Here is a 22,645-nt window from a genome sequence, read left to right as displayed (position 1 = left end):
CCCCGGTGGCCGCGTCAGCCGCCGTGCGGTTGCAGGGTCGTGCGCACCTCGAACAGCTCGGGAAAAAACTCCAGCTCCAGCGCCCGCTTCAGGAACGCCACGCCGGAGGAGCCGCCGGTACCGCGACGGAAGCCGATGATCCGCTGCACCGTGCGCATGTGGCGGAACCGCCACAGCTGGAACTGGGTCTCCAGATCGACGAAGTCCTCGCACAGCGAGTACTCGCGCCAGTAACGGTCGGTGTCGCCGTAGATGCGCTCGAACACCGGCAGCAGCTCGGCGTCGGCCACATGCGGTTCGCGCCAGTCGCGCTCCAGATGCCGCGCCGGCACCGCATGACCGAAACGCGCGAGATAGCGCAGGAACTCGTCGTACAGGCTGGGCGCCTCCAGCACCGCGCGCAGCCGAGCCTGGCCGGCCGGGTCGTGGTCGAACACCTTCAGCATGTCGGCATTCTTGTTGCCCAGCAGGAACTCCATCAGCCGGTACTGCAGCGACTGGAACCCGGACGACGGCCCCAGTGTCTCGCGGAACTCCAGGTACTCGGACGGCGTCATCGTCTCCAGCACCGCCCATTGCTCGATCAGCTGGCGCAGCACCGACTTGCAGCGCGCCAGCACCTTGCGCGTCTGCCAGACCTGGTCGCGGCGCAGGAAATCCATCGCCGCGGCCAGCTCGTGGATCACCAGCTTCATCCACAACTCGCTCACCTGGTGCTGCACGATGAACAGCATTTCGTCGTGGTGCGGCGGCTCGCTGCGCGGTTGCTGGGCCGACAGCAGCACGTCCAGCCGCAGGTAGCCGCCGTAGGTCAGCCGCCCTTGCAGGTCGGTTTCGATGCCCGCTTCCAGGTCGCGGCGGTTGTCCGTCATGTCGGCGTCATTCCCCGTCAAAACCCGCATGGTAGCGCCATCCGGACCTCGCCCCGTACCGCCGCGCATGCTGCGCCGTGCCTTGCGACGAAACCGCCCGGCCTGCTATCAATTGCAGGATTTTATGGGAGTTTTGTGCGCCAGCGGGAGTTCTCCCGGCGCACCCCCAGCGGCCTTTGCGCCTCCCCTTTTCCCACCTTCGGAGCGACTCGTGTCGATTGCCGCCAAGTTTGAGATCGAATACCTGCAGTACCTCGATGCCGAGGGCAAGGAGGTGCGTGACGACCTCCCTGCATTCACGCAGGACCTCGAGTACATGGTCAAGCTGTACAAGCTGATGATGTCGACCCGCGTGTTCGACGCCAAGTCGATCGCGCTCCAGCGCACCGGCAAGCTCGGCACCTACGCCAGCTGCCTGGGCCACGAGGCCGCGCATGTCGGCATCGGTTCGGCGATGAAGCCGGAAGACGTCTACGCACCGAGCTACCGCGAATACGGCGCGCAGCTGTACCGCGGCGTGCAGCCGCGCGAGGTCTACATGTACTGGGGCGGCGACGAGCGCGGCAACGACTACCAGAACGAGCCGGCCCGCCACGATTTCGCCTGGTCGGTGCCGATCGCCACGCAGTGCCTGCATGCGGCCGGCTCCGCACTGGCGTTCAAGATCCGCGGCGAGAAGCGCGTGGCGGTGTGCACCATCGGCGACGGCGGCTCGTCCAAGGGCGACTTCTACGGGGCGATCAACATCGCCGGCGCGCAGAACCTGCCGATGGTCGCGGTGATCGTCAACAACCAGTGGGCGATCTCGGTGCCGCGCAAGATCCAGTCCGGCGCGCCGACCCTGGCGCAGAAGGGCATCGCTGCGGGCCTGTACTGCATCCAGGTCGACGGCAACGACATCATCGCGGTGCGCAAGGCGATGGAAGACGCGCTCGAGCGCGCCCGCAACGGCCAGGGCGGCAGCGTGATCGAAGCGGTCACCTACCGCCTCGGCGACCACACCACCGCCGACGACGCCCGTCGCTACCGCGGCGAGGAAGAAGTGAAGGAAGGCTGGGCAAAGGAGCCGATGAAGCGCCTGCGCAACTGGCTGGTGGCCAAGGGCGTGTGGGACGACGCCAAGGAAGAAGCCTGGAAGGCCGAGTGTGACGACTGGATGGACAACGAGGTCAACGCCTACCTCGAGACCAAGACCCAGCCGATCACGGCGATGTTCGACTACACCTACGCCGAAATCCCGGCCGACCTGGAAAAGCAGCGCGAATTCGCGCTCTCGCTCGAAAACAAGGCGCACTAAGTCATGGCACAGATCACCCTTATCGAAGCAGTCACGCAGGCGCTCGCCTACGAGATGGCCCACGACGACTCGGTCGTGGTGCTGGGCGAGGACGTCGGCGTCAACGGCGGCGTGTTCCGCGCCACCCAGGGCCTGCAGCAGAAGTTCGGCGAGCTGCGCGTGCTCGACACGCCGCTGGACGAGACCACCATCGCCGGCGTCACCGTCGGCATGGCGGTGCAGGGCATGAAGCCGGTCGCCGAGGCGCAGTTCGAGGGCTTCATCTACCCGATGATGGAGCAGATCGCCTGCCACGCCGCACGCATGCGCAACCGCACCCGCGGCCGCCTGACCGTGCCGGCCGTGTTCCGCGCCCCCTGGGGCGGCGGCATCCATGCCCCCGAGCACCACTCCGAGGCGAACGAGCACCTGTTCACCAACATCCCCGGCCTGCGCGTGGTGATGCCCTCCTCCCCGGCGCGCGCCTACGGCCTGCTGCTGGCGGCGATCCGCGATCCGGATCCGGTGATGTTCTTCGAGCCCAAGCGCATCTACCGCCAGTACAAGGAAGAGGTGCCGGACGACGGCGAGGCGCTGCCGCTGGACGTGTGCTTCGTGCTGCGCGACGGCACCGACGTGACCCTGGTGACCTGGGGAGCGCCGGTAAAGGAATGCCTGGAGGCCGCCGATGAGCTGGCCGAACAGGGCATCAGCGCCGAGGTGATCGACGTCGCCACGCTGACCCCGCTGGACTTCGACACCATCGCCGAGTCGGTCAGCAAGACCGGCCGCTGCGTGATCGTGCACGAGGCCCCGAAGACCGCCGGCTTCGGCGCCGAGATCGCCGCGCGCGTGGCCGAGGAGTGCCTGTACGAGCTGCTCGCCCCGGTCGAGCGCGTCACCGGCTACGACATCCACACGCCGCTGTACCGCCTGGAAATGAAGCAGATGCCGAGCACCGCGCGCATCGTCGACGCCGCCCTGCGCACGCTGGCTGCCAGCTAACCCCTCAACGGATCGAACCCCCATGGCTGACATCAAGACATTCCACCTGCCCGACCTCGGCGAAGGCCTGCCCGACGCCACCATCGTCGAGTGGCACGTGAAGGAAGGCGACACCGTCAAGCTCGACGCCCCGCTGGTGTCGATGGAGACCGCCAAGGCGGTGGTCGACGTGCCCTCGCCGTACACCGGCAAGGTAGCCAAACTGCACGGCGCCGCCGGCGACATCATCGAGACCGGCGCTGCGCTGGCCGACTTCGAGCCCGACCCGAACGCCAAGCAGCGCGCCGAGGCCGAGCCGACCGGCCACCACCACGCGCCGGCGAAGAAAGCCGCCCCCGCGCCGGCTCCCGCCCCGGCCGCCACCGCGGACCGCGAGGACGAGGGCACCGTGGTCGGCGCCATGGTCAGCGGCAACACCGTGCACGTCGAGCAGGCCGCCGACGTCGGCGGCGTGAAGGCGGTGCCGGCCGTGCGCGCGCTGGCGAAGAAGCTCAAGGTCGACCTGACCCGCGTGCGCCCCAGCGGCGCCGGCGGCGTGGTCACCCTTCAGGACGTCAAGCAGGCCGCCGCCGACGGCAGCGCCCCGCTCGGCGCCGCACCGGCGCGTGCCGTGCCGGAGTCGGCCGGTCGCCACCTGGCCCCGCAGCTGCCCGAGCCGGGCCCGGCGCCCTCGCGCACCGCGGTCTCGCTGGCCGGCAAGCCGGTGCGTACCGCCCCGCCCTCGCAGACCGCCAGCGGCCAGCCGGAGCAGCTCAAGGGCGTGCGCCGGAACATGGCGCGGGTGATGGCCGAGGCCCACGCCAACGTGGTGCCGACCACCCTGGTCGACGACGCCGACCTGCACGCCTGGATCGGCAAGCAGGACATCACCGCCCGCCTGGTGCGCGCGATCGTCGCCGCCTGCAAGGCGGTGCCGGCGCTGAACGCCTGGTTCGACGGCAAGAACCTGACCCGCACCCTGCATCCGCACGTGGACATCGGCATCGCCGTGGATACCGACGACGGCCTGTTCGTGCCGGCCCTGCGCAACGCCGACATGCTCGACGGCACCGGCGTGCGCGCGGCGATCAAGCGTCTGCGCACCCAGGTGGAAGACCGCTCGATCCCGTCGACCGAGCTGTCCGGCTACACCATCAGCCTGTCGAACTTCGGCATGTTCGCCGGCCGCTACGCCACCCCGGTGGTGGTGCCGCCGACCGTGGCGATCATTGGCGCGGGCAAGCTCAGCCACGACGTGGTGGCGGTGATCGGCGGCATCGAAGTGCACCGCCGCATGCCGATCAGCCTCACCTTCGACCATCGCGCCGCCACCGGCGGCGAAGCCGCGCGCTTCCTCAAGGCGCTGCTGGACGATATGGCGCTGCCGAACTGATTCAGCCGGCCAGTGAAATGAAAAGCCCGGAAGGCGCGAGCCTCCCGGGCTTTTTTTGGGCTGCCCGTCTATCCGTAGGAGCCCGCTCGCGGGCGATGCTCTTCGGCCTCGACGTGCATCAGGAGCAGGAGCATCGCCCGCGAGCGGGCTCCTACCAGCTAGGCGTGTTCAGTAGTCGCGCACGTCCAGCAGCACCAGTTGCCGCGCCGCGGTGTCCGGCGACAGTTCCGGCCACGCGCCGGCCTCCAGCATCGCCGTGCCGGCGGGCCACGGCTCCCCGTCGAGCAGCGCCTCGCGGGTCACGGCGCCGTCGCCCGTTCGGCGATGCAACAGGTGGATCCAGTGCAGTTGCGGGGCCAGCGGGAGCTGAGCCACCGCCTGCTGCAGGGCCAGCGCGGCGTCGGCCGGCGTGGGCAACGGCTCGCTGGCGGGCGGCCGCATCACCAGCGGCCCGACGAACACGTCCCAGGTGCGCACGCCGATGTCCCATGCGGCGATGCGCATGCGCCGGTCGTCGGTGAGATACCAGCAAGCGGCCAGCAGCAGGTGGAAACTCGACTGCTCGAACGCCGCCAGCGCTTCGCGTGCGTCGGCGCCGGCAAAGCTGTCTTCCAGGCAGCGCTCCTCGTCCACCACCACATCGACGTCAAGCCGGCCGGGGTCCGCGCCCGTGCCGGGACGCCAGTGCGCACGGATCGCGGGAAAGTCGCCGTCGGTGAGCAGCCAGCCGTCCTCGTCCGGCTCCAGTTCCACCCCGTGGCGTTCGAACAATCGGCGCAGGGTGCCCTGCAGGGCCGCGTCATCCATCGTCATTCCTTTTCTTCGCCGGTGGCATCGACCGGCGGCGCCAGGTCGCGCCAGGTGAGGTACACGCGCAGGTCGAACTCGCGCTGGTGGTAGTCCGGCAGCATGTGTTCGCACAGCTGGTAGAACGCCTTGTTGTGGTCCAGCTCCTTCAGGTGCGCCAGCTCGTGCACCACGATGGTTTCAAGGAACGCGGCCGGTGCCTGGCGAAACACCGAGGCGACGCGGATCTCCTTCTTCGCCTTCAGCCGGCCGCCGTGCACGCGCGAGATCGCGGTGTGCAGGCCGAGCGCGTTCTTCACCACGTCGAGCTTGGCGTCGTAGAGCACCTTGTCGATGCCCGGCGCGTTGCGCAGATGGGACTGCTTGAGCGCCATGGTGTAGGCGTACAGCGCCTTGTCGCTCTGCACGTCGTGGCGCTCGGGATAGCGTTCGGCCAGCCAGCGGCCGAGCCGGCCGGCGGCCAGCGCCGTGCGCACCTGGTCCTGCAGGTGGTCGGGGTAGCCCTGGAGATAGCGAAGCGCGGTCATGACCGCGATGTTCGCACGACGGGCGACGGGCGCCGAGCCCGTCGTCCGCCGGAATGCCGCTCAGTAGCGGCTGACAAAGAACGCCGTGGTGGCGTCCATCGCCTGGCGCCAGCGCTGGCCAAGCTGGGGCGTGTACTCCGGATCGAACTCCGCCACTGCGGCGATCAGGCTGTCGACCCAGTATGGATAGAGCGCCGGCGGCACCGGCGCGCGGCCGCGCGAGCCGTGTACGTCGGCCATCCCTGCCATCGTCCGTTCGGCCAGCCGGCTGCCGGCCGCGTGCACGATCGCCGAGCTGATGCCTCGCCGCAGCGCCATGTTCTGCTTGCTGAAATCGGTGTTCGCGAACAGCGGCGGAATGTCCGGGTGGCTGCCCATGAACAGCGTGTAGAAGCGCTCGATGAAGTGGCCCTTGCGCAGGCAGCGCCCGTAGCTCGCCTGCAGGTCGTCGTAACTGTCGGTCATGAGGGGGAATACCGCGTTCGATCAGCCGCCCACGTTAGCGGCCGCGCGCACGGAGTTCGATGGGGCGCAGCGCCGCAAGCACCTGACCGCGATCAGGCGAGCAGCAAACCGGCCCAGGTCGCCAGCAGCACCACCGCGAGGCCAGCGATCACCGGGCGGGCGAACGTCCGGCCGCCGGCGGCGGCGGCGATCACGGCCTTGGAGACGGTGTTGGTGGTCAGCGCCACGACGATCGGTGCCACCGCCTGCGCCGGTGCGATGCTGCCCTGGGCAGACAGCGTGGCGAAGCTTGCAGCCGGAGCGTGGGTATCGGCCAGCCCGGCGACCGCCGCGGTGAGCAGCAGCCCTCCATCGCCCAGCCATGCGCGCAGCGCTGCGGCCACCAGTTGCACCGCGGCGATGGTCGCACCGAGGATCAGCGCACCCTTCAGGCTGAAGGCCGCGGCCCCGGCCTCGATCGCCCGGCCATCGTCGGCATGACGGGTCCGCCAGAGGACGATGACGGCCACCAGCGCGGCCGCCAGGCCGCCAGCGAGCAACGGGACGGCCAGCCGCTGCAGCACATGCACATCCGCCACCGCCAGGATCACCGACATCTGGATGAAGGTCGCCACGGTGGACAACACGGCGGCGGCAACCGCGCGCGGCCGCTGGTCCGGCAGGCTGCGGGCGCGTGCTCCCATCACGCCGATGGTGGCGGCACTGGAGACGAAGCCTGACAGCAGACCTGCCAGCGGCAGCGCGAGACCGCTGCCCAGCCAGCGCAGCAGCACGTGTGCCGCGGCACCGATCGCCATCACCAGGATCACGATGATCCAGATCGTGTGCGGCTGGATCGCGCCGAACGGCCCCATCGCGCGATCCGGAATCAGCGGCAGCACCATCAGGGTGGCGGCAGCGAGCACCAGCAGATTGTTGAGTTCGGCAGTGGTCAGCACACCGCTGACGAAACGGTGCAGCCAGTCGCGCGATGCCAACAGCCCGGTGACCGCCACGCCGGTGGCGGCAGCCAGCGCCGGGTGTTCCACCGCCATGCCGCCCAGCACCAGGCAGGCGATCAGTGCGGTTTCCGTGGTCAGCCCGGGATCCTCGCTGCGGTCGCGCGCATAGGCGACCGCCAGCAGCCCGGTGAGCGCGAGCAGCGCCGCGACCAGCAGGCGCAGGTCCACGCTGGCGCATACCGCGCCCAGCACGGCCACCACCGCGAAGGTGCGGATGCCGGCCACCGCCCGTTGGGTGCCCACGCCCTTGCGGCGCTCACGCTCGGCGCCCATCAGCAGGCCGATGCCGAGCGCCACCGCCAGGCCGACCCACCCGTTCACCGCGTCACGCTCCGACGGCGGCCGGCGATACGGCGGGCGACGATGGTGAAAGCGAGGGACGACAAGGGGACTCTCCGGAACGGGCCAGCCCGATGCAGCCGATCATGCCGCAGCCGGCACCGTTTGCGTGCGTCAGCGACGCCGCCCCCACACCAGCCAGCGCAGTCCCAGCGCCAGCAGCAGGACCGCCACGCAGGCGCCGTAGCCGTACAGCGCCGGCAACACCTGCTGCCAGATCGCTCCGCTGGCCCGGCCGAACTGGTCGACGTGGGGCAGTTCAACCGCCTCGTAGCCGAGCACGGCCGCACCGACCGTGGCGACCGCGGCCGCGAGCAGCGCGGTCAGGTCGAACGCACGCCGCCCCACGGTACGCGGCAGGCTTTTCGGGTAGGCGAAATAGGCCCAGCCGAGTACGGCGAGCCAGGGCGCGAGCAGCAGCAGGGCGAGGTAGCGCATGGGGAGATCAGTCCTGTGCAGCCAGCTGGTCCAGCGCCTGGCGCAGACGCACCAGCGCCTCGTCGGCCGCCGCTTCACCGGCGCCGAGCTGCAACTGGGCCACGGCGACGCCGTCCAGTTCCAGCATCGTGCCGGCCGCGGAGGTCTGCACCACCGCGGCGGCTCCGCCCAGCGACCGCAGGCGCTTCTGCACCACACCGGCCGCCTTCGGGTCGTCGAACGGCTGCGACAGCAACAGTTCCTCGCCGTCGCCGGAGAACAGGCGGAAGCGGAAGCGGCCGTCGCCATCGCGGAAACTGGCGAAGCGCGGCGGCTTGTCCGCCCGGGCCGCCGGTGCGGCAGCAGGCGTGGCGGCAGGCACCATCGCGCCCGAACGCAGACCGATCGCATCACGCAACTCGGCCACCAGCGGCCGGGCGATGGCCCGCGCCTTGCGCGCGCCCTCCTGCAATGCCGCCTCGATCTGCGCCGGCTTCGCCATCAGCTCGTCGTAGCGCGCCCGCATCGGCGCGACATCGGCCTCGATGCGCTCGAACAGCACCTGCTTGGCCTCGCCCCAGCCGATGCCCTCTTCCAGCGCAGTGCGGAACGCCTGGCTTTCGGTCTCGCTGGCGAAAGCGCGGAAGATGGTGAACAGCGCCGAGCTTTCCGGATCCTTCGGCTCGCCCGGCATCCGCGAGTCGGTAACGATGCGCATGATCGCCTCGCGCATGCCCTTCGCTCCCGCGGCGAACAGCGGAATGGTGTTGTCGTAGCTCTTGGACATCTTGCGGCCGTCCAGGCCGGGCAGCGTCGCCACCTGGTCCTCGATCAGCGCCTCCGGCAGCACGAAGAAGTCGCGGCCATAGATGTGGTTGAAGCGCTGCGCGATATCGCGCGCCATCTCGATGTGCTGGATCTGGTCGCGCCCCACCGGCACCTGGTGCGCGTTGAAGGCGAGGATGTCCGCGGCCATCAGCACCGGGTACATGTACAGGCCGGCGGTGATGCCCGCGTCGGCGTCCTCGCCCTCGGCGAGGTTCTTGTCCACCGCCGCCTTGTAGGCGTGCGCGCGGTTGAGCAGGCCCTTGGCGGTTACGCAGGTGAGGAACCAGGTCAGCTCCGGGATCTCCGGGATGTCCGACTGCCGGTAGAAGGTGACGCGTTCCGGGTCCAGTCCCGCGGCCAGCCACGTCGCGGCGATCTCCAGCCGCGAGCGCTCGATCCGCGCCGGGTCGTCGCTCTTGATCAGCGCGTGGTAGTCGGCCATGAAGTAGAACGCGTCTACCTCGTCGCGGCGGCTGGCGGCGATCGCCGGGCGGATCGCGCCGACGTAGTTGCCCAGGTGCGGCGTGCCGGTGGTGGTGATGCCGGTAAGGACTCGGGTCTGCATGGATGCGCGCTGCCGCTCAGTGGATCAGGGTGGACTTGCCGAACAGCGATTCGACCAGGTCCACCGCCAGCTTGGCGGTCTGGTTGCGCTTGTCGTAGGCCGGGTTGAGCTCGACGATGTCGAGCGAACCCAGGCGGCCGGTGTCGGCGATCATCTCCATGCACAGCTGCGCCTCGCGGTAGTTCGGGCCGCCGCGCACCGTGGTGCCCACGCCCGGCGCGATGGTCGGGTCGAGGAAATCCACATCGAAGCTCACGTGCAGGTGGGTGTCCGCGTCCATGCCGGCCAGCGCCAGCTCCATCGTGCGCTTCATGCCGTTCTCGTCGATGTGGCGCATGTCGAACACCTGCACCTGGGCGTCGCGGATCAGCTGCTTCTCGATATCGTCCACCGAGCGGATGCCGATCTGCCGGAATACGTCCGGCGTGGTCGCCGGCACGTGGCCGCCGATCTGCACCAGTTCCTTCGGGCCGTTGCCGCACAGGCAGGCCACCGGCATGCCGTGGATGTTGCCCGAGGGCGTGGCCAGTGCGGTGTTGAAATCCGAATGCGCGTCCAGCCAGAGCACGCGCAGCGACTTGCCCTGCGCGCGGCAATGGCCGGCGACCGCGGCGATCGAACCGATCGCCAGGCAGTGGTCGCCGCCGAGCATGATCGGCAGGTGCCCGGCCGCGAGCTCGGCCTGCACCGCGGTGAACACCGCCTGGTTCCAGGCGGCGACCTCGGCCAGGTGGCGGTAGCCATCCGTCGGCGGCTGCCACGGATTGAGCGGACCGGCCAGGTTGCCTCGGTCGTGCACCTGCAGCCCGCGCTTGGTCAGCTTCTCGCCCAAACGGGCCACGCGCAAAGCCTCCGGTCCCATCGACGCGCCACGATGACCCGCGCCGATATCGGTGGGAACGCCAATCAGGGAAATGCTCTGCTTGCTCATGATGCCTCGTCGTATCGGAGCGTCCGCCCCCGTCTGCCGGAAGCGCGGACGTTGCGCCGTTGCGCGGTGAAAGCGGGGAGCCGCCGCCCCGCCGTACCGGACGTGCGAGGCACGCCCGGCGTGGTTGAACGCCCATTCTAACCCGCGTCGGGCGGGCTTTCAGGCGCATCGCGCCGGGGCCGGCCCCGGCGACTCAAGTGACGCCATGCCGATGCCGAAAGCGTGACATGGCCCGGATCCGGCCCCGGCGAGGCCGCCCCGCCCGGCTGGGGCAGGTATCCGGACCATCTGAAATCCCCTTGGAGGTCGTGAAGCTCCCGGAGTCCGCATGTCCACCCACCCATCGGCCAGGACGGTCGCGAAAGGGGTCCTCGCCATCACCTGGCCCTTCCTGTCGATCATCACATTCCTCGTCCTGCTGTCCTTTTTCAGCATGGACACGCTCTCGGCCGCGCGCGCATACGTCGGCGGCGAGAGCCTGTGGACCAAGGGACAGAAGGAAGCAGTGCGGCAGCTGGAGCTGTACGTCCGCACCGGCGATGCCCGGCACTATGCGGGATACCTGCAGGCGATCGCGGTCCCGCTCGGCGACCACGCCGCACGGATGGAACTGGACAAGCCGGCACCGGACCTCGGCGTCGTCGGGCAAGGTTTCGCCCAGGGCGGCAATCATCCCGGCGATTTCCCGCGGATGATCCGGCTCTATCGCTATTTCCATGGCTACGGCCCGGTCGCGCGTGCCATCGCCATCTGGCGCGATGCGGACGCCCGGATCCTCGACCTGATGCGGGTAGCGGCGGAGATCCGCGAGCGGGTCGAGCATGGCGGGCAGGCGCGCGCCGTGCTGGCGCTGGAAAGGGTTCGCGCCATCGATCGCGCCACTACTCCACTGGAGAAGCAGTTCTCCGCCGCACTCGGCGAGGCGTCGCGCCAGGCCGAGGCCCTGCTGCAGCTGGTGACGCTGATGTGCGCCGCCCTGCTGACCGGGGCGGGACTGGCCCGGGCACGCGGTACCGTTGCCAGCGAGCGACGGATGGCAGCTTCGCTCGAATTCAGCGAGGCACGGCAGAAACTCGCCATTGCGGCCAGCAGGCATGGGATCTGGGACATCGACGTCGACCGGGCGGCCGTGCATCTCTCACCGGGCTTCATGGCGGCACTCGGCTACCCTGACTGGCCCGAGCTGGTGCCACTGGCACGGATGCTGGAGCTGCTCCACCCCGTCGACCGTCCGCTGTTCGCGCACCGCGTGAACGCCGATGACGGCGACGACGATGGGCACGAGTGCGACTATCGCCTGCTGTCGGCGCACGGCGAAACCCGCTGGATCCGCCTGCAGGGCGGGGCCATGCGCGACGAACATGGCCGGCGCACCCGCCTGGCCGGCGCGATGCGGGACATCACCGAGCAGCGACTGGCCGAGCAGCAGTTGTTCGAACAGAAGGCGCGGGCCCTCGTGACCCTGCAGTCGATCCGCGAGGCGGTGATCACCACCGACGCCCAGGGGCGGGTGGATTACATGAACCCGAGTGCCGAAGCGCTGCTGCAGACCAGCGGGGAATCCGTGCATGGCGCACCTGCGACGTCGCTCTGCCGCTTCATCGACGAGGCCTCGCGGCAGGAACTGGACAACCCGGTCGCACTGGCCCTGGCCGAAGTGCACCCGGTGACGCTGACCGCCCGTGCTGCACTGCTGCTTCCCGACGGCAGCGAGGTTCCCGCTGACGCCTCGTCTTCGCTGATCCTGGGCCAGGACGGCAGCACCCGGGGCGCGGTGCTGGTGCTGCGCGACGCGCGGCAGGAACGGGCCAGCGCTGCACAGATCACCTACCAGGCGACGCACGACCCGCTGACCGGCCTGATCAACCGCAGCGAGTTCGAACACCGCGTGGGCGCGGCGCTGGAGCAGGTCCGTCGCACCGGGGTACCCCATGCCCTGATGTTTCTCGACCTGGACCAGTTCAAGATCGTCAACGACACCTGCGGGCACGTGGCCGGCGACGAGTTGCTGCGCCAGCTTTCCTGCCTGATGCCGGGCAGCCTGCGCAACGGCGATACGCTGGCCCGGCTCGGCGGCGACGAGTTCGGCGTACTGCTTCACGACTGCACGCTCCGACATGCCGCGCGCGTCGCCGAGGCGCTGCGCGAACAGGTATCGCGCTTCCGCTTCTACGCCGATGGCCGCGCCTTCTCGGTTGGCGTGAGCATCGGACTGGTCGGTATCGGCACGGATTTCGAGGACCTGTCCGCCATCATCCGCGCGGCCGACGCGGCCTGCTATCTCGCCAAGGAAAAAGGACGCGACCGTATCCAGATCTACCGCTCAACCGACGCCGACCTGAGCCGCCGGCGCGGCATGGTGCAGTGGACTGCCCGCGTTCGCGAGGCACTGGATCAGGACCTTTTCTGTCTGTACGCGCAGCGGATCGAGCCTGCCGCACCGGCCGCCGGCGCCCCGCTGCACTTCGAAGTGCTGTTGCGCATGCGCGAACCCGGCGGCCGGCTGATTCCGCCCTCGGTGTTCCTGCCCGCCGCCGAGCGCTACGGACTCATCCAGGCGGTGGATCGCTGGGTGGTCTGCGCCACCTTCGGCGCCTTGCGACGGATCGGCATGGAGAACGTGCACACCTGCGCGATCAACCTGTCTGGTGCCAGCCTCGGCGATCTGCGCTTTGCCGAAAACATCCTGGCCATGGCCGCGGAACAGCAGGTGTCTCCTGGGCGCATCTGCTTCGAGGTCACCGAAACTGCCGTGATCTCGGAGATCTACAAGGCGCAGAAATTCATCGGACTCCTGCGTGCACGCGGATTCCGCTTCGCGCTGGACGACTTCGGCTCCGGCATGGCGTCCTTCGGATATCTCAAGCATCTGCCGCTGGACTACCTGAAGATCGACGGCGCCTTCGTGCGCCAGATGCGCTCGGACCGGGCCGACCGCGCCATGGTCGACTCGATCAACCAGATCGGCAAGATCTTCGGTCTGCGGACGATTGCCGAGTTCGTCGAGAACGATACGACTCGCGATCTGCTCCGCGAGATGGGCGTGGACTACGTGCAGGGGCACGGCGTGGCGCGCCCGGTGCCGTTGGGCGAACTGCTCGGGCACCGCAGCGAGGGCTCGGCGGCCGCGCTGCATCCGACGAAGCGGCCGGCCAGGAAGGCCGGCCAGGACCCTGCCCCGCGTACATCCGGTCAGCATCCTGCCGAGTCGCGATCCGACGCGGGCTAAACGGCAGGCGGCTCCGCACGCCCGAAAACGGAAAGGCCACGCAAGCGCGGCCTTCAACGGATGACCTGGTGCCGGCAGCAGGAATCGAACCCGCGACCTACTGATTACAAACGCGTTGTTTGCGTTCTTTGGTGGTGCTCGATGTTCCACCATGATCGGCTGCAAATCCAGCTATGGAGCCATTTGTGCCGCACACGGGGTAACATGGGGGAACGCGGCAGACCACCCACTGACGCGCCCTTTTGTTGCCTGGTGTTGCCTTATGCCTACAGTGCGAATCAGCCTCACACAGAAGCAGCTCGACGCCATCCGGCCGAGCGACAAGCAAATGGACATCCCCGATGCCGCGGTGCGCGGGCTCGCGCTGCGCGTGTCTCCTGGCGGCGCGATGACCTGGGTGTTGGTGAAGCGCATCCCCGATGTCGGCGTGCGCCGCATCCGCCTGGGGCGCTACGTGAAGGGTGCTTCAGCCCCCTACGACGCCAAGCAGCGGGCAGGCTTCCCGACCGGCCTCGAGGCGCTGTCGCTGGCGCACGCGCGCGAGGAAGCAAACCGCGTGCTCGCGCTCATTCATGCCGGGCACGATCCGGTGAGCGAGCGCGCGGTCGCCAAACACCTGCAGACAGTCAAGAGCGAACGCGGATCGCTGGAGGACCTGCTGTGCGACTACATCGCGTGGCGCAAGGCCGGCAGCGAGAACCGCGCCCCGGTGGCGCAGCGGCAGGCGGCCGAGTGGTCACGCCTGGTGGACACGCTCAAGCGACAGGCCCCGCCCCTGCTGGCGATGAAGGCGCAGGATGTGGAGCCGGCGCACGTCGTCGCCTTGCTTCACCCCATCTATCACGAGGGCACCGCGCGGCCATCCACCGGCCGAGGCAGCAAGGGCCGCGTATCCAAGAACGGCGCACAGGGCGCCGCTGCGAAGGTGCAGTCATTCCTGCGGGCGGCATTCGTCTACGGCATCCAATCCGAGAACTCTGTCGCACGCACCGTGCCGCGTACCTACGGCATCAAGCACAACCCGGTGGCCTCCATCCCCCGGGAGTCAAAGTCGACACCCGGGGAGCGCGCGCTATCCCGCGCCGAGTTGCGGCAGTTCTGGCTGACGATCGACCAGGTTTCGGGCGTGGGGCCGGTGATGGCCGACCTGTTGCGGTTCACCATCGCCAGCGGCGGCCAGCGTACGCACCAGCTCGCGCGCGAGCCCTGGGCATCCTACGACACGGACAAGCGCGTGGTGTCGCTGATCGATCGCAAAGGCCGCGGCGGCCAGCCGCGCGTGCACCTGGTCCCGATGACCGATCGCATGGCCGAGATTCTCGAGCGCGTGCGCGCGCAGAGCGGCAGCCGCCCCTGGCCGTGGTCGACCAGTCCAGACCGGCACATCGACATCGCGTCGCCGGCGAGCGCGGTGCGCAAGTGGCGCAAATCCGAACATGCGTTGATCGACGGAACCAAGATCGCTGTATTCACCCCGCGCGACCTGCGGCGCACCTGCACGCAACTGATGCAGGCCGAAGGCATCCCCGAGGAACAGTCGGACCGGCTGCAAAGCCACGGCGTCGCGGGCGTCACCGGCAAGCACTACCGGAACAACCCGGAGCTGTACCTCCCGGAGAAGCGGCAGGCGCTGGAAGCGCTGGACCGCGCGCTGGGCGAGATCCTCGAGGGGGAAAAGTAAACGGAGGCTGTGCGACCCAGCTTGCGACCCAGCGCAGGCGGATAGCTGGGAAGCCGCGACAGCCGAGCACCGAGGGAAGTCGGGGCAATTGATATTGCATCAATGGCGAAACCACGCGAGCGCAGATTGTGCTTGTGCATCCATGTTCCCGTCAGTACGGTCTGTTTCGTCCCTGCAGCTTGAAGCGTTCCACCCCTGTAGGCGGCGATGAAAGGACCCGGGTCTGACTAAAGCGTCAGAGCTGCAGAGGCACCGCCCGATAAGTCCAAGCGTCGACGCCCAGGCAAACCGCCAACCATTGGCCGGTCTGTCTGGGCGATCCATCCCCGCGCGACAAGACCGGCACCCGTTCCTAAAGGTGCCAAATGAACAACACCCCCTCGCAAGACTCCATCCCGCACGATCGCATCGTCAGCCGCTCCGAGCTGAAGCCGCACTGGGGCGTCCGCTTCACCGATGTTCACCTCCGCCGGCTCGAAAAGGCCGGGCTGTTCCCGCGGCGTGTTCGCCTCGGCAAGGGCACGATCGGCTGGCTTGCCAGCGAACTGGATCAGTACCTGGCCCGTCTCGCAGCCGCTCGCACCGCAGAAGGTGGTGCCGAATGAAGCCGATCATCTACCGCATCCCCGTGCGCGTGTGGGTGGACATCCGCGACACCGACGTACTGACCGAGCTGGTCAACCTGATCAACCTGCACATCAACGGCGGCGACGACGACGACGGCGTGGAAATCTCGGTGCTGTCGCGTCACGACCACGACGCCCCCAAGAACCTGGACGCCCCGCTGCCTGGTCAACGCCACTTCCAGGTGGACATGCAGACGGACGGCGCGCTGCTGCGATTCCTGGTCGCAGTGCAAGGCGGGCCCGGCAGCGAGCTGATCGGCTACACCGCCGACGAGCTGCGCGCCGCGTGGGGCGACATGCACAAGCTGGTGGCCCAGGTGAGCAAGGGCGGTCGCATCAGCAAGGAATCGCTGGCGACGCTGCACAGCACCGAGCTCATGCTCGACGCCCCGAGTACCGACGTACGCCGTTGCCAGCCCATCGGCCGGGATGACTTCATCCTGGCGGCGGTCTACGCCGAGCCGGCGGAGGTGTCCGCTTGAGCGCCGCGACGAGTACCCGCGCCAGCTTCGCGAACGAGCTCGCCGCCGAAGGCTTTCGGGTCTTCCGCTGCCGGCCCCGCAGCAAGCAGCCAGCGGCCAAACGGTGGCCCGACGTCGCGACCAACAACGCGGACACCGTGCGCGAGTGGTTCGCCGATGACAGCCACAACATCGGCGTCTATGCCGGCGAGCGCATCGTGGGCAGCCTCACCCGGCACATGGTGGTGCTCGACCTGGACACGAAGGGTGGCAAGGATGGCCCTGCAGCGCTGCGTGCGCTAGCCGCACCGCACGGCGGCCTGCCGGACACCTTCACGATCCGCACCCCATCCGGCGGCCTGCACCTCTATTTCCACGCCTCGCGCGCGACCGGCAGCAACGCCGGCGTGCTGGCGCCGGGGATCGACGTCCGCGGCGTGGGCGGCTATGTCGTGGGGCCAGGTTCAGAGGTCGAGGGCGGCACATACACCGTGGCCGAAGCCCAACGGCCCGCGGACTGCCCGGCCTGGCTGGAGGCGTTGTTGCCGCATCCATGGGCGAAGCCTGGGGAGCGTGGCACCCGGGCGGCGTTGCCCGGCATCGATCCCGAGCGCGCACGCGTCCGAGCCGTGGAGTATCTGACCGCCTTGGATACCGTCACTGAGGGCGGCCGCAATCACGCCGCGTTCGCTGCAGCGGCGCGGGTGAAGGATCTCGGGTGCGATCCCGACGAGTGCCTTGCGCTGATGCTCGAGCACTGGCCGTGCGAGCCGATGCTCGACGCCGACGAGTTGCAGCAGACCATCGCCAGCGCATACCTGAACGGACAGAACCCCCAAGGCGCGGATGCGCCCGAAGCTCAGTTCGAAGCGGTGGAAGTCGAGCCGCGGAAATCCCGCTACAAGGTCGCCACCGTTTCGGATCTTCTGAGCCAGCCGCGCCCGGCGTGGCTGGTGCGTGGTCTTCTGCCGGCGCGTGGCTTGGGTGTCGTGTACGGAGCCCCAGGCAGCGGCAAAAGCTTCCTGATGCTCGACCTGGCCGCCGCCATCGCCCGGGGCATCGCGTGGGCGGGCCAGCGTGTCCGCCGCGGGCGTGTCGTGTACGTCGGCCTTGAGGGCGCGATGAGGGCTCGCGTGGAGGCGTATTTGCAGCACCACGAGCTGCAGGCGTCCCACCTTTCGGGCCTGGATATCATCGAGCGGCAGGGCGTCGATCTGCTCGCCGAGCGCGCCCAGGATGCCAAGGACTTGGTGGCGGACATCAAGACCGGCGACCCCGTATCGCTGGTGGTGGTGGACACGTTGAACCGGGCGATGCCCGGCGGCAACGAGAACGCCAGCGAGGACATGGGCAAGGCGATCCGGTGCGCGGGACTGATTGCGTCGAGCCTCAACTGTCTGTGCGTGTTCGTGCATCACTCCGGCAAGGACAGCAGCGCAGGCGCCCGCGGGCATTCTTCCCTGCTCGGCGCAGCGGACGCCGAGCTGGAGATCTCGCGTGCTGGTGTCGACAACTCGACACGCTACCTGCGAGCAACGAAGGTCAAGGACGGCGAGGACGGCGCGCGCTTCTCCTTCCGCCTGGCGACGATCGACCTCGGCCCGACCCACGCGCACGACCCGGACGCGGACCCGCTCGAGCGTGATTCGTCCTGCGTCGTCGTCGACCTTCAGAAGGCCGAACTCTCCCCCGGCACCTCGTCGCGCAAATGGACGCCTCTGCGAAGGAACGTTTACGGCGCCCTTTCCTCCTTGCTCGCGAACACGTTCGCCGAGGTGGGCGACGTGGCGACGTGCAGCGTCACGGAATGGCAGAACGCCTATTTCGAAGCGACCCCGCTGCCGGACGAGGATGACCCCAAGGCGGCGCGCAAGGCGAAGGACGGGCGGCGCAAGAATTTCACCGACGCCCGCGACTGGCTGGTGGGGGAAAAGCTGGTCGCAACGGTGACAAAAAAGGGGGTGACCGCGTACCGCCTCACCGGTGCTTCATGACCCGAAAAGTGCGGAAGTGCGGTCACTTCCGCGGAAGTGCGATTTTTTCGACCTGCGGAAGTGGCGCGGAAATGCGCCACGCATCGGCCAGAACGCGGGAAGCGTTGCAGCACAAGGGCTTGAACGGTGTTGCGGAAGTGCGGAAGTGCGCTGCGGAAGTGTTTTTCCCTATCCGCCAGGTGCGGAAAGGAAGTGCCGCCACCCTTAGGGGGGCGGCTCACTTCCGCAGGTAGGTCTAGCCCCTGGTCGCCACTGTTCGTTCGCGCTCCCACTGCTCGAGCAGATCGACCGGATACAGCACCTGGCGACCGAACTTCCGGAACGGTGGACCTATCCGCTTGTTCCGCCAGTTGGCCAGCGTCTTGACCGACACCGCGCCGGCCCAGCGCGCCGACAGTTCCCCTGGCGTGATGTTGGGCGCCTGGCTCACGCGATGCCCCGGGACGCGGATTCGACGGTGCACCAGTAGTCGAAGATCTCCCGCGTGGTCTTGGGGATGGGCAGCCGCTTGGCCGCCTCCACGGCCCTCTCCCACTGGTCCACCGTGTCGAATTCGAAGTCGATCACCGAGCCGTTCGCGAGTTGGGTAACGAGTTGCATGGGTGTGCCCTCCAGTGGTGCCGGCCGATCCGGCGGCAGGGACAGTGGACCCGAGCCCGTTGACATTGCAAGTGCCTGATTTGTGATGATTTTCAGTCAACGCGGGTGACTTGTTGGCGGTCTATCAACACCCCGCACATGCCAGCTTCAACCGACGCCCTCGCGCGTGCGCGCGCGAGCCTGGCCGGGCGCCGATCGCGACCCGCAATCACATGACCTACTCTCTTGCAGAGGGTAGTCCACGCCCAGCGAAATCCGTGGCGCATGGACGCTCAATGCCTTATAATACAAGTACTTACCGACTTCTGCCCACAGAACAGGACGCACCAATATGCAACACCGGGCAACACTGTCGACCATTTCGCCCTGATTCGGAGCCCATCGGATGCCCTCCCTGTTCCAGAAAACCGCCGCCACCTCTCCCGTCGACAAGGCCGCGGCCGCCGTCGACCGCGTGGCGCAGCAGCACAACGACGCGGTGGCGGCGCTGGACCGCGCCCGGGCCGAGTACGCCGACACCCTGGCCAATGTCGTGGCGGAAGATGCCGCCAACCTCCCGAAGCTGGCCGATGCCCGCGCCAAGCTGTCCGCCGCGGAGACGAACGAACGCAACGCCCGCGACGCCCTGGAAGCCGTCCGCGCCCGCCACGGCAACGCGCAGGCGGCGCAGCAGCGCGACGCCCGGGCGAAGGCATACGACGAGGCCCACCGAGCGGCAGTGAGGCGCGCCGCGCTGGCTGAGTCGATCCAGCGCCACGCCGAGGCCCTGGCCAAGGATTACGCCGAGCTCGTGGAGCAAAGCAACACCATGTTGCGCGCCCTGCCCGACGTGCCGGACATGGACGCGGCACTGCTTCGCGGCCACGTGGTGGAGCAGCTGGTACGCGTCGAAATGGTGCGCCAGGGGCTGCCGTTCGGAAGCGCCCTGCAGCCGCGGCACGAGATCCAGCCCCTGGCCGACAAGCTGGCCACGACGCCCGACCTGTTGAAGCGCTGGAAAGCGGCCGACCTGGGGGCGTCCCATGACTGAGGAAGTCCAGCAGCCGGACAGCGTGACCGCCAGCGCGCGGCCGATGATCGCCCCCGGTGCGTTCAACCTGCGCCCGGACGTGGTGCAGACCGAGGCCGCCGGCGACACCACCGCGCCGACCCAGCCCAGCAACGACGCCCCGCAGCGCGAAGTCACCCCGGCCGACCGCGATGCCGACCTCTTGGACGGTGCCTTTTTCGACGAGTCGGCCCACCCCGGCCGCTACAGCTTCGACCGTGCGCCGCCGGGCGTTGAGCACAGCCACACGCAGGAGCTCGCCGCGCGCGCCCTGCTGGCCGCCGAGCAGGTGCCACCGGAGTTCGGGCGCTACCTGTCGGCGCAGTGGAATCGCGCGGTGGTGAATCCGCCGACACCGGAAGCGAACGCGGCCGCCGCCGAGCGCGTGCGGGAACAGCTCACCCGGACGGATCCCGAGCACGGCGCCGAGACGATCCGACTTGCACAGCAGGAAGTCGCCGCCGCCGCGGCCCGCAACCCGGCCGTGCGCGACTGGCTGGAGCAGTCGGGCATGGGCAACGATCCCGCGCTGATTCACTACCTGGCGAACCGGGCGCGAGCCCGAGCCAGCCGCGCGGCGCGTCGGGGCCAGTAAGTGCCGCGGCAGCTCACACCGAAACAACGCGCGTTCGTCGCCGCGTATCAGTCCGGCATGTCAGGCACGCAGGCAGCGATCCAAGCCGGCTACAGCGAGCACTCTGCGAAGCACATTGCGCACGCCCTCCTGCACGACAACAAGCTAGTCCGCGCCGAGCTGGACAAGGCGGCGGAGAAGCTTTGCGAGGCGACCGACTACAACGGGCAGCGATGCATGGCCGAGCTAGACCAGGCTATCGCTTTCGCCATCGAGACCAAGCAGCCGAACGCCTATGTGAAGGCGATCGAGCTACGCGCCAAGCTCGCCGGCCTGCTGCGGGACAAGCTCGACATTACCGTCGAACGCGCCGACGTCGCCGAGGCCCTGGCCGCTGCGCGAGCACGCGCCACGCTGCGACCCATCTGCGACCCAACTGCCGACATCGAAGGCGAATTCGTTGCCCTGCCTCACTCTGCAGGCACCGGCTCAATTGATAACGAATCAACTGCGCGGGAATTTCCGCCGTCCGATCGCTGGAAGGAGAAGCCGTGACCTTCCCGAAAAATCCTGACCGCGCCGCGCTGGCCGACCTGGCTGCGGGTCCCCTTTTTCGCCTGAAGGGGGAGCGCCGGGTGGGGGCACCCCCAAACCGTGGCGCGCATGTTCCACCCGGGGCCATGTAGCGAACGAACACCGCAAATTTTTTTTAATAGGCAAAAACAATGGGCTTTCTCAATCCCGGATACGACGACGATTACCGCATCGCCAACATGCCCGGCACGACGGACATTCCGGCGGCGAGCGCACTCGATGGCGTGGCCGCCGCCATTCCCAAGGGCATCGCCGGCGGCCTGGCCAAGCTCAGCGACCTGTCACTCGACGCCTGGCAGACGGATGCCGGCAACTATCTGCTGCACTCGGTGCCGTTCGGCGGCTTGGCGATGGACGCGTTTACGCCCGAGCGTCGCGCCAAGCTGGAAGCGGCAACCAAGATAGTGGCCGACTGGGGCGCCACCGGCCAAGACCCGCGCATCACGGGCAGCGTGGGCCGGATCGCGAACCAAACCGCCGAGGGCATCACCATCGGCGCGGCAGGCGCGACCATCGCCGGCCCCTGGGGCGCGGCCGCGCTGCTGGGCACGACCGAGGCGCATGCGTCGTACAAGGAGGGCCTGAAGCAGGGCCTGAGCCCCGGCGCGTCGGCAGACCAAGCTGCGCTGACTGGCCTGTTCTCGGCAGCCGGCGCGCTGGTGCCGATGAAGTTCGGCAAGACGGCGCTGACCAGCATCCTAGGCGGCAGCGCGACCAACCTGGCGCTGGGCGCCACACAGCGCGGGCTGACGGCCGCAGCGCTGGAGGCCGACGGCTTTCCCGAGCAGGCCAAGCAGTACCGGATTTTCGACGGCGAGGCGATGGCTGCCGACGCCATCCTCGGCGGAGCGTTCGGTGCGATGGGGCACTTCACCCACCCGGACAGCTCGCGCACGACCAACCCGGCCGACGTCGACGCGGCCCTGGCCGTCAGCGCCGAGGACCATTTCAACCGCAGCGCGCCCGGCATTCCGACGGACCCGGTGACTGCGACGCTGCACGCGTCCACCATGGCCGACGCAATCCACAGCCTGGCCAATGGCGAGCTCCCCGACGTGCCGCCCGAGCACGCGCAGGAAATCGTCGACCACTCTATCCCGGATCCGGCGCAGGATTTCGCGCCAGCCATCCACGAAGCCGCGCTGGAAGACGTGCCCGGCTACGCCGAGGCAGCCGCCAACGTGCCGCGCGTGGAACTGCCGCCCGAACCGTTCACGCCGGCAGCTGCGGGCGCCGACGCGGGCGACGTCTACACCCACCAGTTGGCCCACTTGGTGGCCAACTTCGGCGACGAACGCACCACCACCGACGACGGCCGCGAAGTCACCTTCGCGCAGCTGGCCGACGAGCTGCAGCAGCAGCAAGCCGAGGCGTCGAAGTTCGCGCCCCTCTACGAAGTCGCGGCCGCCTGCGCCATCCATCACGGAGTTTGA

Annotated in this window: 22 protein-coding genes; 12 read left to right on the top strand and 10 right to left on the bottom strand. The window is 68.7% G+C overall.

The genetic code is table 11. The features are described from left to right. Positions 1-14: 14 nt before the first annotated feature. Positions 15-872 carry a tryptophan 2,3-dioxygenase gene (locus tag C693_RS0102035; RefSeq protein ID WP_017460581.1) on the bottom strand — a complete coding sequence of 286 codons (858 nt, stop codon included), beginning with the start codon at positions 870-872 and terminating at the stop codon, positions 15-17. A gap of 211 nt (positions 873-1,083) precedes the next feature. Between C693_RS0102035 and pdhA the strand changes: the two genes are divergently transcribed. Genes pdhA through C693_RS0102020 form a run of 3 tightly spaced genes read left to right on the top strand, consistent with a single transcriptional unit; the run spans position 1,084 to position 4,525 of the window. Then, the gene (gene pdhA, locus C693_RS0102030) at positions 1,084-2,169 is read left to right on the top strand and encodes a pyruvate dehydrogenase (acetyl-transferring) E1 component subunit alpha (protein WP_017460580.1); all 1,086 of its coding nucleotides are present in this window, start codon (positions 1,084-1,086) and stop codon (positions 2,167-2,169) included. Between the two features lie 3 nt (positions 2,170-2,172). Continuing rightward, positions 2,173-3,153 carry an alpha-ketoacid dehydrogenase subunit beta gene (locus C693_RS0102025; protein WP_017460579.1) on the top strand — a complete coding sequence of 327 codons (981 nt, stop codon included), beginning with the start codon at positions 2,173-2,175 and terminating at the stop codon, positions 3,151-3,153. A gap of 22 nt (positions 3,154-3,175) precedes the next feature. Beyond that, entirely contained in the window at positions 3,176-4,525 is a 1,350-nt protein-coding gene (locus tag C693_RS0102020; RefSeq protein ID WP_017460578.1) for a dihydrolipoamide acetyltransferase family protein, read from the top strand. 168 nt (positions 4,526-4,693) lie between these two features. On the opposite strand, the gene C693_RS0102015 is transcribed toward C693_RS0102020, so the two are convergent. The 7 genes from C693_RS0102015 to rocF all read right to left on the bottom strand — a co-directional run bounded on the left by C693_RS0102015 (position 4,694) and on the right by rocF (position 10,405). Continuing rightward, a complete protein-coding gene (locus C693_RS0102015; RefSeq protein WP_017460577.1) occupies positions 4,694-5,332 on the bottom strand; it encodes a DUF6348 family protein in 639 nt (212 codons plus the stop codon). A 2-nt stretch (positions 5,333-5,334) separates the two neighbouring features. Next, complete coding sequence (locus C693_RS0102010) at positions 5,335-5,859, bottom strand: M48 metallopeptidase family protein (RefSeq protein WP_017460576.1); 525 nt, start codon at positions 5,857-5,859, stop codon at positions 5,335-5,337. A 60-nt stretch (positions 5,860-5,919) separates the two neighbouring features. Next, a complete protein-coding gene (locus C693_RS20890; protein ID WP_017460575.1) occupies positions 5,920-6,324 on the bottom strand; it encodes a globin in 405 nt (134 codons plus the stop codon). A 92-nt stretch (positions 6,325-6,416) separates the two neighbouring features. Continuing rightward, positions 6,417-7,646 carry an MgtC/SapB family protein gene (locus C693_RS0102000; protein WP_017460574.1) on the bottom strand — a complete coding sequence of 410 codons (1,230 nt, stop codon included), beginning with the start codon at positions 7,644-7,646 and terminating at the stop codon, positions 6,417-6,419. A 132-nt stretch (positions 7,647-7,778) separates the two neighbouring features. Further along, positions 7,779-8,102 (bottom strand): hypothetical protein, encoded by a 324-nt coding sequence (locus C693_RS0101995; protein WP_017460573.1) that lies wholly within the window; start codon positions 8,100-8,102, stop codon positions 7,779-7,781. Positions 8,103-8,109: 7 nt separating this feature from the next. After that, positions 8,110-9,474, bottom strand: a complete 1,365-nt coding sequence (locus C693_RS0101990) for a tryptophan--tRNA ligase (RefSeq protein WP_017460572.1) — start codon at positions 9,472-9,474, stop codon at positions 8,110-8,112. A gap of 16 nt (positions 9,475-9,490) precedes the next feature. Beyond that, entirely contained in the window at positions 9,491-10,405 is a 915-nt protein-coding gene (gene rocF / locus C693_RS0101985) for an arginase (protein ID WP_017460571.1), read from the bottom strand. Between the two features lie 328 nt (positions 10,406-10,733). Here rocF and C693_RS20885 point away from each other — a divergent pair, with 328 nt between their 5' ends. The 5 genes from C693_RS20885 to C693_RS22455 all read left to right on the top strand — a co-directional run bounded on the left by C693_RS20885 (position 10,734) and on the right by C693_RS22455 (position 18,396). Next, positions 10,734-13,634 carry an EAL domain-containing protein gene (locus C693_RS20885; RefSeq protein WP_017460570.1) on the top strand — a complete coding sequence of 967 codons (2,901 nt, stop codon included), beginning with the start codon at positions 10,734-10,736 and terminating at the stop codon, positions 13,632-13,634. Positions 13,635-13,785: 151 nt separating this feature from the next. Continuing rightward, positions 13,786-15,315, top strand: a complete 1,530-nt coding sequence (locus C693_RS20880; RefSeq protein WP_083868202.1) for a site-specific integrase — start codon at positions 13,786-13,788, stop codon at positions 15,313-15,315. Positions 15,316-15,680: 365 nt separating this feature from the next. Continuing rightward, positions 15,681-15,920: a helix-turn-helix transcriptional regulator gene (locus C693_RS0101970; protein WP_017460568.1), complete on the top strand. Its 240-nt coding sequence runs from the start codon at positions 15,681-15,683 to the stop codon at positions 15,918-15,920. Further along, positions 15,917-16,423, top strand: coding sequence for a hypothetical protein (locus C693_RS0101965; RefSeq protein ID WP_017460567.1), 507 nt, complete (start codon positions 15,917-15,919; stop codon positions 16,421-16,423). The genes C693_RS0101970 and C693_RS0101965 overlap by 4 nt, the downstream gene beginning before the upstream one ends. Then, a complete protein-coding gene (locus tag C693_RS22455; RefSeq protein ID WP_026107112.1) occupies positions 16,420-18,396 on the top strand; it encodes an AAA family ATPase in 1,977 nt (658 codons plus the stop codon). The genes C693_RS0101965 and C693_RS22455 overlap by 4 nt, the downstream gene beginning before the upstream one ends. A 235-nt stretch (positions 18,397-18,631) precedes the next feature. Here the strand turns inward: C693_RS22455 and C693_RS0101955 are convergent, their stop codons facing one another. Together C693_RS0101955 and C693_RS23530 are read right to left on the bottom strand one after the other, a co-directional pair. Next, the gene (locus C693_RS0101955; protein ID WP_017460566.1) at positions 18,632-18,826 is read right to left on the bottom strand and encodes a hypothetical protein; all 195 of its coding nucleotides are present in this window, start codon (positions 18,824-18,826) and stop codon (positions 18,632-18,634) included. Further along, the gene (locus C693_RS23530; protein WP_017460565.1) at positions 18,823-18,996 is read right to left on the bottom strand and encodes a hypothetical protein; all 174 of its coding nucleotides are present in this window, start codon (positions 18,994-18,996) and stop codon (positions 18,823-18,825) included. Before C693_RS23530 ends, C693_RS0101955 begins: the two co-directional genes overlap by 4 nt. A gap of 385 nt (positions 18,997-19,381) precedes the next feature. Here C693_RS23530 and C693_RS0101945 point away from each other — a divergent pair, with 385 nt between their 5' ends. The 4 genes from C693_RS0101945 (at position 19,382) to C693_RS0101930 (ending at position 22,645) form a co-directional block, all read left to right on the top strand. Next, a complete protein-coding gene (locus C693_RS0101945) occupies positions 19,382-20,026 on the top strand; it encodes a hypothetical protein (protein WP_026107111.1) in 645 nt (214 codons plus the stop codon). Then, positions 20,019-20,639 carry a hypothetical protein gene (locus C693_RS0101940; protein WP_017460564.1) on the top strand — a complete coding sequence of 207 codons (621 nt, stop codon included), beginning with the start codon at positions 20,019-20,021 and terminating at the stop codon, positions 20,637-20,639. The genes C693_RS0101945 and C693_RS0101940 overlap by 8 nt, the downstream gene beginning before the upstream one ends. Beyond that, complete coding sequence (locus C693_RS0101935) at positions 20,640-21,173, top strand: terminase small subunit (protein ID WP_085939825.1); 534 nt, start codon at positions 20,640-20,642, stop codon at positions 21,171-21,173. Positions 21,174-21,343: 170 nt separating this feature from the next. Beyond that, positions 21,344-22,645, top strand: a complete 1,302-nt coding sequence (locus C693_RS0101930) for a hypothetical protein (RefSeq protein WP_017460562.1) — start codon at positions 21,344-21,346, stop codon at positions 22,643-22,645.

It is taken from the genome of Dyella ginsengisoli LA-4 (assembly GCF_000334915.1).
Taxonomy (GTDB): Bacteria; Pseudomonadota; Gammaproteobacteria; order Xanthomonadales; family Rhodanobacteraceae; genus Dyella_A; species Dyella_A ginsengisoli_A.
Note: the sequence above shows the minus strand (reverse complement) of the source record. Positions and strands in the feature narration are given on the sequence as shown.

What these genes read in the sequence shown, in the direction of transcription:
- C693_RS0102035 (WP_017460581.1), bottom strand. Translation starts at nt 872, where the DNA reads ATGACGGACAACCGCCGCGACCTGGAAGCGGGCATCGAAACCGACCTG.
- C693_RS0102025 (WP_017460579.1), top strand. Translation starts at nt 2,173, where the DNA reads ATGGCACAGATCACCCTTATCGAAGCAGTCACGCAGGCGCTCGCCTAC.
- C693_RS0102020 (WP_017460578.1), top strand. Translation starts at nt 3,176, where the DNA reads ATGGCTGACATCAAGACATTCCACCTGCCCGACCTCGGCGAAGGCCTG.
- C693_RS0102015 (WP_017460577.1), bottom strand. Translation starts at nt 5,332, where the DNA reads ATGGATGACGCGGCCCTGCAGGGCACCCTGCGCCGATTGTTCGAACGC.
- C693_RS0102010 (WP_017460576.1), bottom strand. Translation starts at nt 5,859, where the DNA reads ATGACCGCGCTTCGCTATCTCCAGGGCTACCCCGACCACCTGCAGGAC.
- C693_RS20890 (WP_017460575.1), bottom strand. Translation starts at nt 6,324, where the DNA reads ATGACCGACAGTTACGACGACCTGCAGGCGAGCTACGGGCGCTGCCTG.
- C693_RS0101995 (WP_017460573.1), bottom strand. Translation starts at nt 8,102, where the DNA reads ATGCGCTACCTCGCCCTGCTGCTGCTCGCGCCCTGGCTCGCCGTACTC.
- C693_RS0101990 (WP_017460572.1), bottom strand. Translation starts at nt 9,474, where the DNA reads ATGCAGACCCGAGTCCTTACCGGCATCACCACCACCGGCACGCCGCAC.
- rocF (WP_017460571.1), bottom strand. Translation starts at nt 10,405, where the DNA reads ATGAGCAAGCAGAGCATTTCCCTGATTGGCGTTCCCACCGATATCGGC.
- C693_RS20885 (WP_017460570.1), top strand. Translation starts at nt 10,734, where the DNA reads ATGTCCACCCACCCATCGGCCAGGACGGTCGCGAAAGGGGTCCTCGCC.
- C693_RS20880 (WP_083868202.1), top strand. Translation starts at nt 13,786, where the DNA reads ATGATCGGCTGCAAATCCAGCTATGGAGCCATTTGTGCCGCACACGGG.
- C693_RS0101970 (WP_017460568.1), top strand. Translation starts at nt 15,681, where the DNA reads ATGAACAACACCCCCTCGCAAGACTCCATCCCGCACGATCGCATCGTC.
- C693_RS0101965 (WP_017460567.1), top strand. Translation starts at nt 15,917, where the DNA reads ATGAAGCCGATCATCTACCGCATCCCCGTGCGCGTGTGGGTGGACATC.
- C693_RS23530 (WP_017460565.1), bottom strand. Translation starts at nt 18,996, where the DNA reads ATGCAACTCGTTACCCAACTCGCGAACGGCTCGGTGATCGACTTCGAA.
- C693_RS0101945 (WP_026107111.1), top strand. Translation starts at nt 19,382, where the DNA reads ATGCCCTCCCTGTTCCAGAAAACCGCCGCCACCTCTCCCGTCGACAAG.
- C693_RS0101940 (WP_017460564.1), top strand. Translation starts at nt 20,019, where the DNA reads ATGACTGAGGAAGTCCAGCAGCCGGACAGCGTGACCGCCAGCGCGCGG.
- C693_RS0101930 (WP_017460562.1), top strand. Translation starts at nt 21,344, where the DNA reads ATGGGCTTTCTCAATCCCGGATACGACGACGATTACCGCATCGCCAAC.